The sequence below is a fragment of the Gracilibacillus timonensis genome (assembly GCF_900086715.1).
Lineage (GTDB): Bacteria > Bacillota > Bacilli > Bacillales > Amphibacillaceae > Gracilibacillus > Gracilibacillus timonensis.
This window is the reverse complement of record NZ_FLKH01000012.1, coordinates 1,771,696-1,788,194: the sequence shown is the minus strand read 5'-3', so window position 1 is coordinate 1,788,194 and position 16,499 is coordinate 1,771,696. Positions and strand designations below refer to the sequence as shown.

Here is a 16,499-nt window from a genome sequence, read left to right as displayed (position 1 = left end):
TAGGCAAACTATCTCAGAGAGCCGATGGTAGCTGAAAATCGGCATAGTGCCTAAGTGAATCCATCCTGGAGTGGTAGATGGAAAGCAAAGTACATGTACCCGGTGCAGACCGTTATCGACTGAAAGAAGCCGGGAGAAGTCTATTCTCCAATCAGGGTGGTATCGCGGGAAAAACTCTCGTCCCTGCTATGAAGACCATAGCAAGGGGCGGGAGTTTTTTTATAGAGGCACTTATCAGCTGTAATCAAAAAAAGGAGGCACTAACATGCTGGATAGGAAACTACTTCGCAACCATTTTAATGAGGTGAAAGAGAAATTACAGCACAGAGGAGAAGATTTAACCGATTTGGATCGCTTTGGTGATTTGGATGAGAAACGTCGCAAATTGATTTTGGAGTCGGAAGAATTAAAGGCGACACGTAATGAGGTGTCCAAACAAATCTCTCAATTGAAAAAAGAAAAGCAGGACGCCGATGATAAGATTGCTGAAATGCGTGAAGTCGGTGATCGAATTAAAGCGATTGATAGTGAGCTGCGAGAAGTAGAAGAGACGTTAGATTTACTTATGCTCTCTATCCCTAATATCCCGCATGAGTCTACACCGATTGGCGAAACCGAGGATGACAATGTGGAAGTCCGCAAGTGGGGACAGCTGCCTTCATTTGATTTTCAGGAACAAGCACACTGGGATCTGGCCACGTCCCTGGATATTCTCGATTTTGAACGGGCAGCAAAGGTGACAGGCAGCCGTTTTGTCTTTTATAAGGGATTAGGTGCCCGCCTGGAACGTGCTTTGCTAAATTTTATGATGGATTTACATGCCGATGAGCATGGCTACCAGGAAATGCTGCCGCCATATATGGTGAACCGTACCAGTATGACCGGCACAGGGCAGCTGCCAAAATTTGAAGAGGACGCCTTCAAGATTGAAGGGTGGGACTATTTTTTAGCACCAACCGCAGAAGTACCAGTGACTAATTATCATCGAGAAGAAATCCTCAAAGGAGAAGAGCTACCGAAGAAATTCACCGCCTTTAGCGGCTGTTTCCGTTCTGAAGCAGGCTCAGCCGGCCGTGATACAAGGGGATTGATCCGCCAGCATCAATTTAATAAAGTAGAATTGGTCCAAATGGTCAAACCAGAAGATTCTTATCAAGTGTTAGAGGAATTAACAGGACATGCGGAGAAGGTACTCCAGCTACTTGATTTACCTTATCGCGTTCTGAGCATGTGTACAGCCGATCTAGGCTTTACCGCCGCCAAGAAATACGATATCGAGGTGTGGATGCCAAGCAATGACACGTATCGTGAGATTTCTTCTTGTTCTAATTTTGAAGACTTCCAAGCAAGACGTGCTGGTATTCGTTTCCGCCGTGAAGAGAAGGGGAAACCCGAGTTTGTCCATACCTTAAATGGATCAGGACTGGCGATTGGCCGTACCGTAGCCGCGATTATCGAAAATTATCAGCAGGCCGATGGTACGATTAAGGTACCAGAGGTGTTAGTGCCATATATGGGGAATAAGACAGTGATTGGGTAAAAAATGGAGAAGAAGCCTTGTTGGATGGGGCTTCTTCTTTTAATATAGATGATATAGTAATGTCTAACCGCATGTTTTCTTTTTCGAAGTAGGATAAAGTAAAAGTCTAAAAACAAAGGACTAAATGACAAATATCGCTAATTACTTTTATATTTTTTTGATATGGAGGAAAATTTATTCTTTTCAGTCTGTACTTTTCAATCTATAGACTGATATTTTGGGGATTTAGAAGAAATAAAAACGCTGCTAATTGAATCCATTTCATAATAGCTATCTACTCAACTAGCGTTCATTTAGTCGTTTAAATAATTTGGCTCATCTACAAAAGCAGCCAAAATAAACCCACATTCCGTGCAGTATTTAGCTGTTATCGTTGAAGAAGCTCCTAAATCAGAATTTAACGGAACTTTATCATGCCATTCTTTCCTTTTCTTTTTAGAGTAAATGTATAATTCAGCATTGGAGGCTCTTATTATTCCCTCTTGTAGCTGCTTGCTTCCACAATTAGGACATTTATCATACATAATAGCTCTCTCCTTTTTGAAAAATGGATGAGTTTTCTTTGGAAATATTTTATTGTTATGTTATCAGATAAAAAGGAGAGATTTCAATAAAACATAAAGTACTTTAGTATTTTTTGGATAATGGTCGTTTGGCTGTTCGGTTTAATGCAGAACTTTTTAAATCCTCTTGACTTGCCTTTTTCGCTGTGCTATATTATTACTTGTCGTCAGTAATTCGGAGGAGTACCCAAGTCCGGCTGAAGGGAGCGGTCTTGAAAACCGCCAGGGGCTTCACGGCTCGCGGGGGTTCGAATCCCTCCTCCTCCGCCATATAATGAAAATAAAGCAATATACATATATAGAAAAAATCGCTATCCTTATCGATAGCGATTTTTTTTCATGAAAAACACTTGCCCCTCACGTTACGTTAGGTGGTAAGATAGTATGTAGAATAGGAGGTGTCATCTTTATGGATTCGGAAGCTTTTACAGTTAGTGAATTTGCCGCCTATACAGGGGTTTCTGTTCGCACCTTGCATTATTATGAAGAGAAAGAGCTGATGCAGCCTAAACGCAATCAAGCGGGACATCGCATCTATGACAAAAACGATGCCATGAGACTACATCAAATTATGACGATGAAATTTCTTGGGTTTCCGTTAGCCGCTATCAAAAAATATTTACAATCAGATGCCTTAGATCTAGGCTTTAAGGATACCTTACTTTTACAGCAGTCCAAGTTAAGAGAGGATAAAGCACAGATTGAAACGGCCTTGGAAACGATTCAACGAACGGTTCACCTGATGGATCAAGAAGAGGAAATTGACAGTGATTTGTTATTTAGTCTGGTGTCAGGCATACAATCAGAAAAGAAACAAGAGGAAATGACTAAGCCAATGATGAAAGAAGAGATATGGTCGAGGTTATTCGGTTTAACGATAATGGAAAAGATGGAATATGAGCAAAAATTGCTGCAATTTTTAAAAGAGTTGAAGCGATTAACAGGCAGACCGCCAGAAGATCCAGAGGTGACCGCAGTGGTCGAGGATTATTTTGATTATTTATTGGGGTTATTGAAGCTCGATAGAATACAAGATGTGGAAGGTATTTTCAAAATGGATATCCATCACGAGGAAAACGAAGAGCAAATCTTGCAGTTTTTGCAAGAGATGGAGAGGCTATCCTATATTCCTTTCAATAAAAAAGAAGAAGCTTGGCTTGGGGAGGTCTTTGATCATTTTTATCAGAGCAGTGCGGACCAATCGTAACCCTTACAGAAGTCAGCGAGGGCCATTTGATATATGTTAAAACTATACACTAAAACATTCAAGTAACAAGACGGAATGGTATCTAAAATAGACGGTTCTATAAGCAGTATGGATAGCAAAGTGAGCACTTGCATGAATGTTATATGATAAAGGAAAAGGATCACAGAAGGAGAAATGATATGGAGAATCAATCGGTTAAGGCGTTTATGTCACTTATTTTTTCATTAAAACTACCAACGTTTATTTTGGTGCTTGGGCTGATAGGGAGCGTGTTAACCACTTTAGTTGGTTTAACGATCCCATTACTAACAAGGGAATTGGTCGATGGATTCTCATTCACAACGATTAGTGCCGGATTTATTGCGTTAATTGTCGGCATTTTTATACTGCATGCGCTGATTGATGGATTTTCAGGCTATGCCTTAGCCTTTGTAGGACAAAAGGTGGTTGCTGGCCTGCGTGAAACCATCTGGATGAAGCTAATTCGCCTGCCTGTTCGTTATTTTGACCAACAGCCGAGCGGGGAGTCGGTCAGCCGGGTTATCAATGATACAGGTATTGTTAAGAATCTCGTCTCTCAACATTTCCCCCAGTTTATCTCGGGATTGATTTCGATTATCGGTGCCGTCGTTATTCTATTGATTATGGATTGGCGAATGACCTTAATGATGTTAGTTGCTGTGCCATTGACGGTATTAGTGATGATGCCTTTGGGATCGCGAATGTCGAAGGTTTCCAGAAAACTGCAAGATCAGACGGCATCTTTTCAAGGTGAGATCCAGCAGACAGTCAGTGAAATCAAGTTAATGAAATCATCAACCGCCGAAGATATGGAAGTAAAAAAAGGGATGAAAGGTATCCTTGGTTTGCTTAAAACCGGTCTAAGAGAAGCCAAAATCTTTGCCGTTGTTGGTCCGTTTATGTATATGATTGTCATGTTTGTGATCGTCGTGATTATTGGATATGGTGGGATTCGTGTCGAAGAAGGCACAATGTCTACTGGCTCTTTGGTCGCCTTCTTACTTTATTTATTCCAGATCGTCTTCCCGATTACCACGTTTGCGATGTTCTTTACCGAATTGCAAAAGGCAAAAGGGGCAACCGGACGAATCATGGAAATTTTAGAAAAGGATGTCGAAGAAACACATCAAGGAGTGGAGCGTTCGATCGATGGTCTGCCGCTTCACTTTCAAGGGGTGGACTTCGCTTATGAAACAGGGGAGCCGGTTATCAATAATATGTCTTTCTCGGCGCAATCGGGAGAGATGATCGCGTTCGCTGGTCCAAGTGGCGGTGGAAAAACAACAGTCTTTGGCTTGATTGAACGCTATTATCAGCCTACCAATGGGCAAGTTCTAATTGGTGATCAATCGATCAACGAATTGTCGATGCGCTCCTGGCGTTCCCAGCTTGGTTATGTTTCTCAGGAAAGCTCGATGATGTCGGGGACAGTAAGAGAGAACTTGACGTATGGTTTAGCGAATGCGAATGAGATCACAGACCGACAGCTGTGGGAAGTGGCAAGAATGGCTTATGCCGAACAATTTATTCAAGAACTTCCCCAAAGCTTAGATACCGAGGTAGGTGAAAGAGGGACGAAACTATCAGGCGGACAGCGTCAGCGTATTAATATTGCGCGTGCCTTTCTGCGCAACCCGAAATTATTGTTACTGGATGAAGCAACAGCCAGCTTAGACAGTCAATCGGAGCAAGTCGTACAAAAGGCACTGCATCGTTTGATGGAAGGCAGAACGACCTTTGTTATTGCCCATCGACTAGCAACGATTGTTCATGCCGATCAAATCATTTTTATCGAACAAGGAGAAATTACCGGAAAAGGAACCCACCAAGAATTAATGGAGCATCATGCGTTATATCGCTCGTTTGCTGAACAGCAATTGACGTAAAAAAACAGCCTGCACACAACTTTTCCCAAATGGTGTGCAGGCTTTTCATCGAACTTATTTCAAAATTAGAACTTTACATTTTGCTTGCTGAACAATTTGACTGCTGACACTTCCTAGTAGAAATTTACCTACTCCACCTAGTCCTCGACTGCCTAATACAATTAATTCGATCTGATTTTCGTCTGCATACTCGACAAGTTTGGAGCCTGGATTACGAAAAGAATAATCCAAGAGGACATCTGAGGTGCATGGCAGTCCTTCTTTCTCTAATTCGTTTTGAATGCGCTCCAAGCCGGGGCGGGCTTCTTCGGCGAGGTCGTTCATAAAACTACGTGCCAGCATTGCATTTGTTGTTGGACCACCATGTGAAACCACCGTTACCACATGTATCACAGCATTCTCAACGAGCTGTGCCTGTCTTTTGGCCTCTTCTACTGCTTTTTCACTTAATTCTGAACTGTCATAAGCAACTAAAATATTGGTCGTCATGAGAACACGCCCTTTCCTATCTGTTGTTCTAATGTTAGTATAACATATTTATGGAAATAATATGAGTCTCTGTCATTCTATAATTATATTGGGGTTCATTTGCAAAATATCTTGCTTAGTCGATTGATATGGTGACCTAAAAGAGATTTATTTCAGAAGATAAACGGATAAAGCATGTGGAGAAGCCAGGCGCTGCTACTCTACATGCCTTAGCTGTACTAGATTTCTTTTTTAGCCTGCTGGATCAGCTCGATCATCTCCTTGTCACTAATCTGCAATTTCTCTGCCTCTTGCACCAAGCCGATTACGTAATCTTCCATAAAGGCCTGTTTTCGTTTTTCGATCAATACTTGTTTTGCCCCTTCTGCAACAAACATTCCGACCCCCCTCTTTTTAAATAAAATACCTTCATCTACTAATTGTGTAATCCCTTTGGAGATGGTGGCGTGATTGATTTTATAAAATTGAACTAGTTGATTGGTAGAGGGTGCTTGATCCCCTTCTTTCAACTGATCATTTACAATTTGATCCTCTATCTGTTCTCGTACTTGAATAAAGATTGGTTTATTATCATGAAATGAAGCAGACATCGCTCTGTTTTCCTCCTTTCTTGGATGATTTTCACGTGAAACATTATCATAAAAATCACTAAGATCGTCGAGAAGTATCCCCGTTTATAATCGAATCGTTACATCTTTTATCAAGCGGTAATTAGCAGCAATCAAGGTCAGGAACAGCAATACCGAAAGTAGATGAGCGAGAAAACCAGTAATCACCCAAGTGTCGGGGAGCAGCACGATCGGACCAACGTGAAATAGATTGACATACAACATTTTCATGAGACTAGCTAATAATAAACCAGCTGCAACAAATAAAAGGCCAATGAACCAACGGAAACGATAGAAACCCAGTCCGATCATCCACCCCATTAAAAAATAGGAAAAATGAATGAGTGTGTAGCTGATGAATTGTGTTAATACCTGAGCGATGTCACTATTGCTTACTTGATCCGTCCAAGGGATCGCCATACCCATGACAGTAATGATCCATTCTAACAGCACGATCATCAGAATAAAAGCAATAGACAAAAGGATTGATAATAAGATAGAGGCAAATAGGGCCGTCTTGAAGAAATTTCTGCGAGTGATCCCTAATTTAACGTAATAATCAAGAAAACTATAGGTGCACAATATCCCTACAATCAACATAAAAATAGCGGAAGCATTGTTGTTTATCATAAAATCATCAAGTTGAACGGATTCAACATAGTTATGGAGCAAAGTGAGTCCCAAAAAAATCAAACATAAAATCACCAGGAACCATACTGCCCATTTTGCCTGTTCTGCTAATACTCCCCAGCCTAACTTCTTGGATCTTGCCATGGTTTGATTCATTCTTCTTCCTCCTTCGTGACATGGACGAATAGGTCGTGTAAGGATAAGGAACCTACTTCCAGTCCAGATGATTTTGCCTCTTGTTGTTGCTGATTGGACAAGGCACCATAAACCATTACCGATTTCGTTCCCCCCAAACGCTTCTCGTTGATTATCTCTAAAGAGTGTGTAAAGTGATCAACATCTGCTTGAGCTCCGGTTATGGAGAAGCCCTGCTCGATCACCTCTTCATAGCTCCCTTGCAGTAATAGTTTGCCTTCATCAATCATCACCACGTCATCAAACAAATATTCCATTTCCGACACCAAATGGCTGGAAAAAATAATTGTCCGTGGGTATCGCTCTTGTTCGGTCAGTAACTCCTGATAAAACAGTTCTCTTGACGGGGCATCCATCCCAAGATAGGCCTCATCAAAAATAGTAAGCGGTGCGCGGCTAGCTAATCCAATCGTTATTTGGAAGGCTGACTGCTTTCCTTTTGACAATTGATTGATGGTCTTCTTATCCGATATCTTAAATTTTTTGATTAAGTTTCTGGCATAGTCCTCGTCAAAATTAGGGCGGAAATAGTTCATTTCTTTGATCACTGTATCTATTTTGCTGTAGTCATAGGTATAATCCTTGTCATAGATAAACACCGTCCCTTCCATGATTTCCTCGTCATCAAACGGATTCCTTCCATCAATCAACACAGTGCCTTGCTTAGCCGGTCGAAATGAGGAGAGAATGGTTAATAACGTCGTCTTACCTGCCCCGTTTCTGCCTAATAGTCCATGGATTTTATTAGGTGCTAAGGAAAAGTTTAATTGATCTAGAGCCTGAAATTGCTTGTAGTTCACCGTTAAGTCTTTTACCTCTATGGCATATCCCATCTAAATTCCTCCTTTGTATTATACTGATATGGTTATATACTTATGTGTATAACTATAATAGTGTGTAGGTTATTTGTCAAGGAAGAATAATATAAAAGGAAGCGCATTTACGAAAAATAATAATTTTCACTTGAGAAATATTATTGACAAATGGAAAGAATCCGTGTAAATTAGCATTAGATAAAAAAGTTTCCTAAAGGAAAAAGGAGAGTGTCAAATGACTAATTGGAAGAAGATAGGGTTAGGGGTTCTTTTAGCAATGTTTGTATTATTTTTAGCAGCATGTGGATCCAACGAAGATTCATCAGCTGATGATTCAAATAATGCAGAAGAAACAACCGATGATGCTTCAAACGGATCATCTGAAGAAGGATCAGATGATTCAGACGAGCCGATTCAAGTATTAACGACGATTGCTCAAATTGGTGAGCCGTTGTCTGTTATCGGTGGCGATCATGTAGAGGTAGAAACTTTAATGGGACCGTCTGTTGATCCCCATTTGTACAATCCAACAGAGAGTGATATTAATAAAGTAAACGACGCAGAGATGGTTTTCTATAGTGGTTTACACTTAGAAGCACAAATGGAAGAAATGCTTCAATCCATCGCTTCTGAAAAACCTGTATTGGCATTAGGAGACTCTGTCCCTGAAGATCAATTATTAGAAGATGAAGAAGGAGCAATTGATCCCCATATTTGGTTCGATATTGATTTATGGCAACAAGGCCTGGAATCAGCTGTAGAAGAATTGAAGGAATATGCTCCTGAACACGCAGATGAATTTGACGCCAATATGGAAGAATATGCTGCACAACTTGATGAAGTAAGAACAGAGGCAGAAATTCTTCAAGATATCCCTGAAGACCAAAGAGTACTAGTAACAGCTCACGATGCATTCGGTTATTTCGGCAATACACATGATATGGAAGTAGTTGGGCTACAAGGCATAAGTACTGAGTCAGAAGCAGGGGTTTCAGATATTACGGATACCGTTGAATTAATTGAAGAGTACCAAGTACCTGCTATTTTTGTCGAAAGTAGTGTAAACCAAGATACGATTAATGCCGTAATTGAAGGTGCCAAAGAGAATGGCCTAGATGTATCGATCGGTGGTGAACTATACTCTGACGCTATGGGCGAAGAGGGAACAGAAGAAGGTACTTATATCGGAATGTATAAATATAATGTGAATACGATACACGATGCATTAACCGGAGGAGGAAATGATAGTGAATAACTCCATTATCGAAGTGGAGCATTTATCAGCCGCCTATCAAAAAAACAAAGTATTAACTGATGTGAATTTTGAAGTGGAACCAGGTACATTAACAAGTATCGTTGGTCCGAACGGCGCTGGTAAATCCACTTTAATCAAAACCATGCTAGCCTTGCACCCGTCCTTGACGGGCGAGGTTAGCTTCTTTGGCGAAAAATTCAAAAAAGCCAAAAAAAAGATAGGTTATGTACCCCAAAGAGGATCGGTTGACTGGGATTTTCCAACCAATGCCTTAGACGTTGTCACTATGGGGTTGTACGGAAAAATTGGATTTTTCCGTATTCCTACGAAAAAAGATAAACAAAAGGCAATGGAATCTCTGAAAAAAATGGGGATGGCTGATTATGCCACCCGTCAGATTAGTCAATTATCCGGTGGGCAGCAGCAGCGGGTGTTTCTCGCTCGTGCCTTGGTGCAAGATGCCGATTTGTATTTTATGGATGAGCCGCTAGCCGGAGTAGATGCTTCTACCGAGAAAGCCATTATGGCTATCCTGGAAGAGCTGAAAAGAAAAGGCAAGACCGTTATGGTTGTTCACCACGACTTGCAAACTGTACCAGAATATTTTGATCATGTATTATTTTTGAATCGTAAGGTTTATGCTCATGGTACAGTGGAAGAGACATTTACCGAGTCAAATATCGTAAACACTTACGGCGGTAATATGTCTTGGCTAGGAAAGGAAGATAGAGATGTGGTCCATACTACTTCATAGTAATACGATATGGGTAATGCTTAGTACGACCATATTAGGCATTGCTGCCGGTGTGGTAGGCTGCTTGGCTTATTGGAAACGGCAAAATTTAATGAGTGACGCCTTGTCACACGCGTCATTGCCCGGGGTAGTAATCGCCTTTTTGCTGATTGGAGAAAAGGACCTATTATTACTAGTGATTGGTGCAGCAGGTACGGCTTTAATCGGAGCTTTATTGATTCAATGGGTAACCACTTCCAGTCGTATTACCGAGGACACGGCCATGGGCATTGTGCTATCCGTATTTTATGGTTTCGGTGTGATGCTGCTATCGATTGCCAACCGATCGGCAGGAGGCAACCAAAGTGGTTTGAATAGCTTTATTTATGGGCAAGCCGCTGCCATGGTCAGGACAGACGTCATGACCATGATCATCTTAGCCAGCGTTGTGATTTTGATTGTTGCAGCTATCTTCAAAGAGTGGAAGCTGTATTTATTTGATGCGGGCTTTGCTCAAGGATTAGGCCGGTCTATTAAAGGAATGAATATACTATACACACTGGTACTAGTGGTGACGATTGTGATTGGTATTCAAGCCGTCGGTGTTATTCTAATGGCTGCTATGCTGATTATTCCATCGGTTAGTTCTCGCTACTGGACACATTCGTTCAGGAGTATGATTTGGCTGTCTGGTTTATTTGGAGGTATAGCCGGTGCAGTAGGTACATGGATTAGCGCAACGGGAAGCGGATTGCCGACAGGTCCGTTTATTGTGCTGGTTTCAGCAGCCTTCTTTTTAATAGCGCTGCTGTTTGGTAAAGAAAAAGGAATGATCATTCACGCTATGCAGTTTAAATCGCAACAAAAACAATTTTCGGGTAGAAAGAAGGAAGCGTCATGACATTTACAGCTTGGATCATTTTAACGGCTGCGTTAGTCGGCCTTTCTTGCGGATTAATGGGTGTGTTTTTAATCTTACGTAAACAGGCGATGATGGCTGACGCTATCAGTCATACCGTATTATTAGGTATTGTTGTCGCTTATATGATCACCCAGCAGGTAAGCGGCATGGCTATGCTGATTGGTGGTATATTAGCAGGGATATTAACGGCCTTCCTTGTGCAGCTATTGCATTCCATGAAGGTAAGGCACGATGCCTCTTTAGGTATTGTGTTTACGACTTTGTTTGCGATCGGAGTGATATTGATTTCCACTTCTATTGGTAATGTACACCTCGATGTCCAACATGCACTGATGGGAGAAATTACGTTTATTCCTTTTGCGACAACTGCTGTACCACTGTTAGGTGATGTGCCGAGAGCGACCTTGTTATTAATGGTGGTTTTCCTTGTCGTGTTGTTCTTTATTATCGTCTTTTATAAAGAATGGAAAATTACTTCATTTGATCCGGCTTTAGCAGCGAGTTTAGGCTTACCTGTTCTCTTATTGCATTATTTATTTATGACACTAGTATCGATTACTACCGTAGCCTCCTTTGACGCAGTAGGTGCGATTTTGGTGGTGGCGATGCTAATTACACCAGCAGCGACAGCATATCTCTGGACGGATCGATTAATTGTCATGTTGTTCTTGAGCGGTGGCTTCGGCGTATTATCCGCCTTTGTCGGTTACGCTATTGCTTCCAGATTAGATACATCTATCTCAGGTGCGATGGCTTTATCTACAGGTATATTCTTTATTATCAGCTTTCTGGTCTCACCAACGCATGGTTTACTCGCGAGATGGGTGAAACCGAAAGAATTAGTGTGATATATAGGTATTCGAGTAGTTAATGACTCGAATACCTTATTTTGTTTGGAGGCATCTGGTAGTTTTCGTTATAATAGAACCAATCATGATAAAAAAAGGATGTGTCGTATGAAAACAGTAGTTGGATTTTTAGGAGCAGGTTCGATGGCAGAGGCAATTATTTCTGGTATGGTTGCCAATGCAGTTATCCCGCCTGAACAGATCTATGTAACCAATCAATCCAATCGAGAGCGCCTGGAAGAGCTGCAGCAGAAATATGATATCCAAACCACTACCTCTAAGCAAGAATTAGTCGAAAAAAGTGATGTCGTGATCCTTGCCATGAAACCAAAACATATCAAAGAAGCAGCGGCCGAACTTAGGGATTGGCTGACAGAGGAGAAAGTAATTGTTTCGTTATTGGCGGGAATCTCTACCTCTTTTATGGAACAACAGCTTGCCTCGGGTAACCCGGTGATCCGCGTGATGCCGAATACATCTGCCATGATTGGAGAATCGGCCACCACTATCGCTGCCGGACAACATGTGACTGAAGCCCAAGTGGCATTAGTTGAGAAACTTATACAATCGATTGGTACAACGACCATTATTCAAGAAAAGGATATGGATGCCTTCACAGCAGTAGCAGGAAGCGGGCCTGCCTTTTATTATTTTATGGTAGAGGCCATTGAAGAATTTGTGGTGGAGCAAGGTCTTGACCCTGAAACGGCTAAACCCCTTATCCAGCAGACCATCAAAGGGGTAGCAGAAATGCTGGCAGTTTCGGAAGACTCTCCAGAAATGTTACGAAAAAAAATCACCAGCCCCGGCGGCACAACCGAGGCAGGATTAACTACTTTAGCTGATCATGGCTTTCAAGAAGCCATCCTTACTTGTTTAGAAAAGACCGCCAATCGCTCCAAAGAAATGCGGGAAATGTTCGAGAAGTAAGATTTTCAACGAGAAACATTGCATTTTTCACTGATTTTTATTATTATAGTGAAGGTGAGCAATGTTTCTCTAAGTACCATGACCTCGTAGCTCAGTAGGATAGAGCACTTCTCTCCTAAAGAAGGTGTCGGAGGTTCGAATCCTCTCGAGGTCGTTAGATCAAACGCTTGTCCTGCAAGGGATAGGCGTTTTTGTTTTGTTTAGAAATAGTATAGTTTTAGCTGTTTTGTTGTCCATTTTGAATAACAACATGCAGAGTTTCAGAGATTGTATATCACCAATCCAAAAAAGCTTTTCCAAGAGCCGATAAGCGATCACATGCTATCAGAGTTTGTATACAGCGATAGGTCTTTAAAAGAGATATATGAGGTAGCACAAGTATAAGCACATTAATTTAATAACCACCATTCATCACTATGATTATCTAATGGCGAAATAAAAAAGCACAAAAAAATAGGGGGTTACAGCCTCAAATAGTACCCAACCTCAAACTAGAAAATGAGGGGCACAATAGCACCCAAATTAATGGGGGCAATAAAAATGTGAACCCAACTTAATGGGTTAAATGGATATAATACGATTTTATCACATTTGCAAAAAAATACAAGTGATAAAATCCTGTGATAGTCAAGAAACAATCAGCAAGCTATATGGTGTGTATTTAGCCCAAACTAAGCATTTACGCAAAACGGAGTATTATCAAAGTCAAGGAAAATCACAGTTGCTAGACATTGCTACAAAAGCCATTACAACAACCTTTCAAGCGACCAAACGTAAAAAATCAAAAACTTTGCTGGCTATTTTAAGGGTGTTTTAAATCGCAGGTAGTTCAATAGCACTATCTAATGGATTTTATGATAAACTGAATAAAGTATGAAACAGGTAAGATGTGTTTCATGCAAAATCCTCCTGGAAGGGAGGTGTACTTTCCGGTGAGTAGGAAGACGCGCAGAAAAGAAAAACTACGAGCACGCCGTCGTAAGAGAAAGGATATGGTTGAAGACTTAATCAATCTTTGCAAAATCATATCTCATATCAAAGACTGGTTTTCGTAGGCTTTCCCGTCATGTGGTTTCACATGGCGGTTTTTTGCATAAAAAAAGAGCTGATAATCAGTCAGCTCTTTTTCGCACTCTCCGATGTGCAGAATGCGACGCGCATTTTCTTTACACCTTCATTCTAATCTAAAACGGATTATCTGTCAATGCGACTATATATAGCCGTTTAAGGAAAAATAAAGGTTATACTATACTATTCCCTTCGTACAAAAAAGTATGCCTGTTTTCTCACACAAAATGATAGCTCAACCGCTATGACATGATAGGTGACCCATTTATGCCATAGGGTGATGGCAGCCGCAATATTTTTAAATACATCTATCCTTCTTTCCTGTCTTTGTTTATTCTGCTTTTAACAGGTCATTTGTTACTTCTTGTTCAATTCGTTCATGGTCTTCTCGAATGATACCAGGAACTAAAAATAGGTCAATAATCACCCATAGTCCAACGACACCTATAAGTAAGAATCCGATTAAAATAAATGCTGTAATCCATCCAAGAACCGTTAGTACTAACTGTGTGATACCAGAACCTGTTTTCCCTAGATAAAACCGGTGTATTCCCAAAGTACCTAAAAATATGAGGAGTAAATATGCTACGGCTATATTTTTGCCTCTTTTTTGTACTTCGGAATTAACATACAATTTGTCTTGCGTAGATAATGTTCCCATGTATTATCTCCTTTACCTATATATTCTTTAAGACACCATTGTTATTTTACACCTTAGCTCACCATTTTGTCATTTGTTGTTGTTTAGGAAAAATGTATTATCCTCTTTATATTCTTGAGTATTTCCTTTATAACTAATAGTATTAAGAAGTGGCGATACTACCTAAGATTTCTCCTCTTCCTTCTTTTTCTTCGCCTTGTCTGTGACATACATGAAGTAGCTCTCCAACTCTTTGATTTCTTCAGGACTAAGCGCTTTCCATCTCTCTATATCGTAGAAAGCAGCTTGCTCCATGCCTTTTTCCTTTATAATCTTATCGATCTCAACTATCGGATCAACGTTATTCTCGGGGTAATCCGACGCTGCTCTACCCAAAAGATAATCCGTAGATACATCCAAAAAATCAGCTATTAATAAGAGTGTTTCAGGATCTGGTTTTCTGTCGCCGGATTCATAACGGGATAATTGAACATTGGATATTCCTAATGCCTTCGCGAGCTGTATTTGCGATAAATCATACTCATTTCTTAAGGATTTAATGCGTATACCAAGTGTACTCATAGGTCTCTTCCTTTTAAAATTATTGGTTATATTCATTTTAACACTTACCTATATGGCAATTAATACTTTTGTCAAATCGGCAAAAATGCATTGATTTACCTAATTGGTAATGGTATATTACTATTAAGTTGCCAAATAGGAAAATAAAGTGATGAAATGAGAAGGGGGTACTGTTCGTAAGCCCAAAGAACCTTATCTGTTTTAGGAGGAATAAAACATGCAATTATTAGATCTATTATATAAACTGGAAATATCCAAACGTACACTGGAGATAGCGAACAGTTTATTGGATGATGAGCTATACACAAGAGAGGATGCCGCTAGGGATTTGATTATTATGTTACAGCGATCCGGATATATTCAACAAACATTGGTACAGGAGGGTGATGATTCTGACTAAATAGGGAGAAGTGAAACGGAAGCAACTCCTCAATAAATTTTTGAATGGTCTTCGTTGCTGCATTTGTTAACTTCGGAATAAATACTTTGAAAGGGTTGCCAAAAATAAAAGTAGATGCATAGGGTGGTCCAATGACATTCATTTCCAAAATCTCAAATAAGGTTTATCATATACTAATCTTTATTCTGTCCTTGGCAGTTATCATCCTTGGTAGTTACCAATTTACAGTAGGTGCTCCCCATCAAACGATCCCTATTATTTCCACGATACTTTTAGGTTTTATTGTTTTATTATTGATTGGAAAAATAATAAAGGACAATAACGTTTCAAGTAAATAGAAGAACGATTATGAGAGATATAGATGATCTGACCTTGGCTGGTATTCCAGTGTACTGTAAGAAAGGAAAAAATGGCGGTATTTACTTATTAAATACAGTGCAGGTGAATAAACCGCCTTTATCGAAAAAAGAATGGCAATCGATGGAAAGCAGTTTACAGAGCAGACTTCAAGTACTTGGGGATGACGCTACTTTTAACGCAATTTTAAAATTAAATAAAGTAGAAGGAGTATCCGACTTTGACATCGATTTATCGCTTTCCAAGGGAAACATCGAACGGAGAAAACATGTCTTTGATTTACTTGCGGCTATACGGAACCAGCGACTTATTTGTTTTGATTATATGAATGCCCAAGGGGAGGAATCACAAAAAACAACGGAACCCTACCGGATCGTTTTTAAGGAGGGAAGCTGGTATTTAGATGCTTATTGTTATACAACAGAGCGCTTCAATGTCTATAAGCTTGCTCGAATAGCTAATCTGGATACAAAGGGAACATTTTCCAGAAGGGAGTATCAACCTATTGCCTACAACGGGGGAGAATGGATGGACAAGGACAAAGTTTCTGTCCAGCTGTTGGTGAACAAGAGGGTGTTAGATCAATTTTTGGAGCTGCTAGGAAGAGATCATGTGAAAAAAATAGATGATACTTGGTATACGATGATTTATCCATTAAAGGATCATGTCTACGGATATAATAAACTGCTTGGTTATGGAAAATTTGTCAGAGTAATTTCACCAGCTTCTTTTCGAAATCATTTTATTAAATATATAAATGAGGTTAAATCGTTTTATGTTACCACTTGATTTTAGTATATAGCACAGTTA

At 40.2% G+C, this 16,499-nt stretch carries 17 protein-coding genes, 2 tRNA genes and 1 other annotated feature (1 of these 20 running past the window's edge); of the genes, 12 read left to right on the top strand and 7 right to left on the bottom strand.

Annotated elements, in window-relative coordinates; all coding sequences use genetic code 11:
* Window positions 1-188 (top strand) — a binding site (T-box leader); it begins 28 nt to the left of the window's first position.
* A gap of 77 nt (window positions 189-265) precedes the next feature.
* Entirely contained in the window at window positions 266-1,540 is a 1,275-nt protein-coding gene (serS, locus tag BN6556_RS19690) for a serine--tRNA ligase (RefSeq protein ID WP_066195288.1), read from the top strand.
* Between the two features lie 293 nt (window positions 1,541-1,833).
* Here serS and BN6556_RS19685 read toward each other — a convergent pair whose 3' ends face one another.
* A complete protein-coding gene (locus BN6556_RS19685) occupies window positions 1,834-2,064 on the bottom strand; it encodes a PF20097 family protein (protein WP_066195283.1) in 231 nt (76 codons plus the stop codon).
* A 216-nt stretch (window positions 2,065-2,280) separates the two neighbouring features.
* Here BN6556_RS19685 and BN6556_RS19680 point away from each other — a divergent pair.
* From BN6556_RS19680 to BN6556_RS19670, 3 genes are all read left to right on the top strand, one after another.
* Window positions 2,281-2,373: transfer RNA gene (locus BN6556_RS19680), tRNA-Ser, on the top strand.
* Between the two features lie 139 nt (window positions 2,374-2,512).
* The gene (locus BN6556_RS19675; protein WP_066195277.1) at window positions 2,513-3,310 is read left to right on the top strand and encodes a MerR family transcriptional regulator; all 798 of its coding nucleotides are present in this window, start codon (window positions 2,513-2,515) and stop codon (window positions 3,308-3,310) included.
* Between the two features lie 179 nt (window positions 3,311-3,489).
* Window positions 3,490-5,217, top strand: coding sequence for an ABC transporter ATP-binding protein (locus BN6556_RS19670; RefSeq protein WP_066195273.1), 1,728 nt, complete (start codon window positions 3,490-3,492; stop codon window positions 5,215-5,217).
* A 54-nt stretch (window positions 5,218-5,271) separates the two neighbouring features.
* Here the strand turns inward: BN6556_RS19670 and BN6556_RS19665 are convergent, their stop codons facing one another.
* The 4 genes from BN6556_RS19665 to BN6556_RS19650 all read right to left on the bottom strand — a co-directional run bounded on the left by BN6556_RS19665 (window position 5,272) and on the right by BN6556_RS19650 (window position 7,972).
* Window positions 5,272-5,706, bottom strand: coding sequence for a universal stress protein (locus BN6556_RS19665; protein ID WP_066195266.1), 435 nt, complete (start codon window positions 5,704-5,706; stop codon window positions 5,272-5,274).
* A gap of 218 nt (window positions 5,707-5,924) precedes the next feature.
* Window positions 5,925-6,296 carry a GntR family transcriptional regulator gene (locus tag BN6556_RS19660; RefSeq protein ID WP_066195264.1) on the bottom strand — a complete coding sequence of 124 codons (372 nt, stop codon included), beginning with the start codon at window positions 6,294-6,296 and terminating at the stop codon, window positions 5,925-5,927.
* A gap of 84 nt (window positions 6,297-6,380) precedes the next feature.
* Complete coding sequence (locus BN6556_RS19655) at window positions 6,381-7,100, bottom strand: hypothetical protein (protein ID WP_078060174.1); 720 nt, start codon at window positions 7,098-7,100, stop codon at window positions 6,381-6,383.
* Window positions 7,097-7,972: an ATP-binding cassette domain-containing protein gene (locus BN6556_RS19650; protein ID WP_066195261.1), complete on the bottom strand. Its 876-nt coding sequence runs from the start codon at window positions 7,970-7,972 to the stop codon at window positions 7,097-7,099. Before BN6556_RS19650 ends, BN6556_RS19655 begins: the two co-directional genes overlap by 4 nt.
* A gap of 217 nt (window positions 7,973-8,189) precedes the next feature.
* Between BN6556_RS19650 and BN6556_RS19645 the strand changes: the two genes are divergently transcribed.
* The 6 genes from BN6556_RS19645 (at window position 8,190) to BN6556_RS19620 (ending at window position 12,796) form a co-directional block, all read left to right on the top strand.
* Window positions 8,190-9,209 carry a metal ABC transporter solute-binding protein, Zn/Mn family gene (locus BN6556_RS19645; protein WP_235817555.1) on the top strand — a complete coding sequence of 340 codons (1,020 nt, stop codon included), beginning with the start codon at window positions 8,190-8,192 and terminating at the stop codon, window positions 9,207-9,209.
* On the top strand, window positions 9,202-9,963 hold the full coding sequence (locus tag BN6556_RS19640; protein ID WP_392388604.1) for a metal ABC transporter ATP-binding protein: 762 nt from the start codon (window positions 9,202-9,204) through the stop codon (window positions 9,961-9,963). The genes BN6556_RS19645 and BN6556_RS19640 overlap by 8 nt, the downstream gene beginning before the upstream one ends.
* Window positions 9,941-10,843, top strand: coding sequence for a metal ABC transporter permease (locus BN6556_RS19635; protein ID WP_066195256.1), 903 nt, complete (start codon window positions 9,941-9,943; stop codon window positions 10,841-10,843). The genes BN6556_RS19640 and BN6556_RS19635 overlap by 23 nt, the downstream gene beginning before the upstream one ends.
* Window positions 10,840-11,712 (top strand): metal ABC transporter permease, encoded by an 873-nt coding sequence (locus BN6556_RS19630; protein WP_066195253.1) that lies wholly within the window; start codon window positions 10,840-10,842, stop codon window positions 11,710-11,712. Before BN6556_RS19635 ends, BN6556_RS19630 begins: the two co-directional genes overlap by 4 nt.
* 108 nt (window positions 11,713-11,820) lie before the next feature.
* The gene (proC, locus tag BN6556_RS19625; RefSeq protein WP_066195250.1) at window positions 11,821-12,642 is read left to right on the top strand and encodes a pyrroline-5-carboxylate reductase; all 822 of its coding nucleotides are present in this window, start codon (window positions 11,821-11,823) and stop codon (window positions 12,640-12,642) included.
* Between the two features lie 80 nt (window positions 12,643-12,722).
* Window positions 12,723-12,796: transfer RNA gene (locus BN6556_RS19620), tRNA-Arg, on the top strand.
* 1,245 nt (window positions 12,797-14,041) lie between these two features.
* On the opposite strand, the gene BN6556_RS19610 is transcribed toward BN6556_RS19620, so the two are convergent.
* Both BN6556_RS19610 and BN6556_RS19605 read right to left on the bottom strand, forming a co-directional pair.
* Window positions 14,042-14,371, bottom strand: a complete 330-nt coding sequence (locus BN6556_RS19610; protein WP_066195242.1) for a TM2 domain-containing protein — start codon at window positions 14,369-14,371, stop codon at window positions 14,042-14,044.
* 162 nt (window positions 14,372-14,533) lie between these two features.
* Window positions 14,534-14,932, bottom strand: coding sequence for a helix-turn-helix domain-containing protein (locus BN6556_RS19605; protein WP_066195239.1), 399 nt, complete (start codon window positions 14,930-14,932; stop codon window positions 14,534-14,536).
* Window positions 14,933-15,149: 217 nt separating this feature from the next.
* Between BN6556_RS19605 and BN6556_RS19600 the strand changes: the two genes are divergently transcribed.
* Both BN6556_RS19600 and BN6556_RS19590 read left to right on the top strand, forming a co-directional pair.
* Window positions 15,150-15,332: a hypothetical protein gene (locus BN6556_RS19600; protein ID WP_066195237.1), complete on the top strand. Its 183-nt coding sequence runs from the start codon at window positions 15,150-15,152 to the stop codon at window positions 15,330-15,332.
* Window positions 15,333-15,680: 348 nt separating this feature from the next.
* Window positions 15,681-16,478 (top strand): helix-turn-helix transcriptional regulator, encoded by a 798-nt coding sequence (locus tag BN6556_RS19590; protein ID WP_066195223.1) that lies wholly within the window; start codon window positions 15,681-15,683, stop codon window positions 16,476-16,478.
* The last annotated feature ends 21 nt before the right edge of the window (window positions 16,479-16,499 follow it).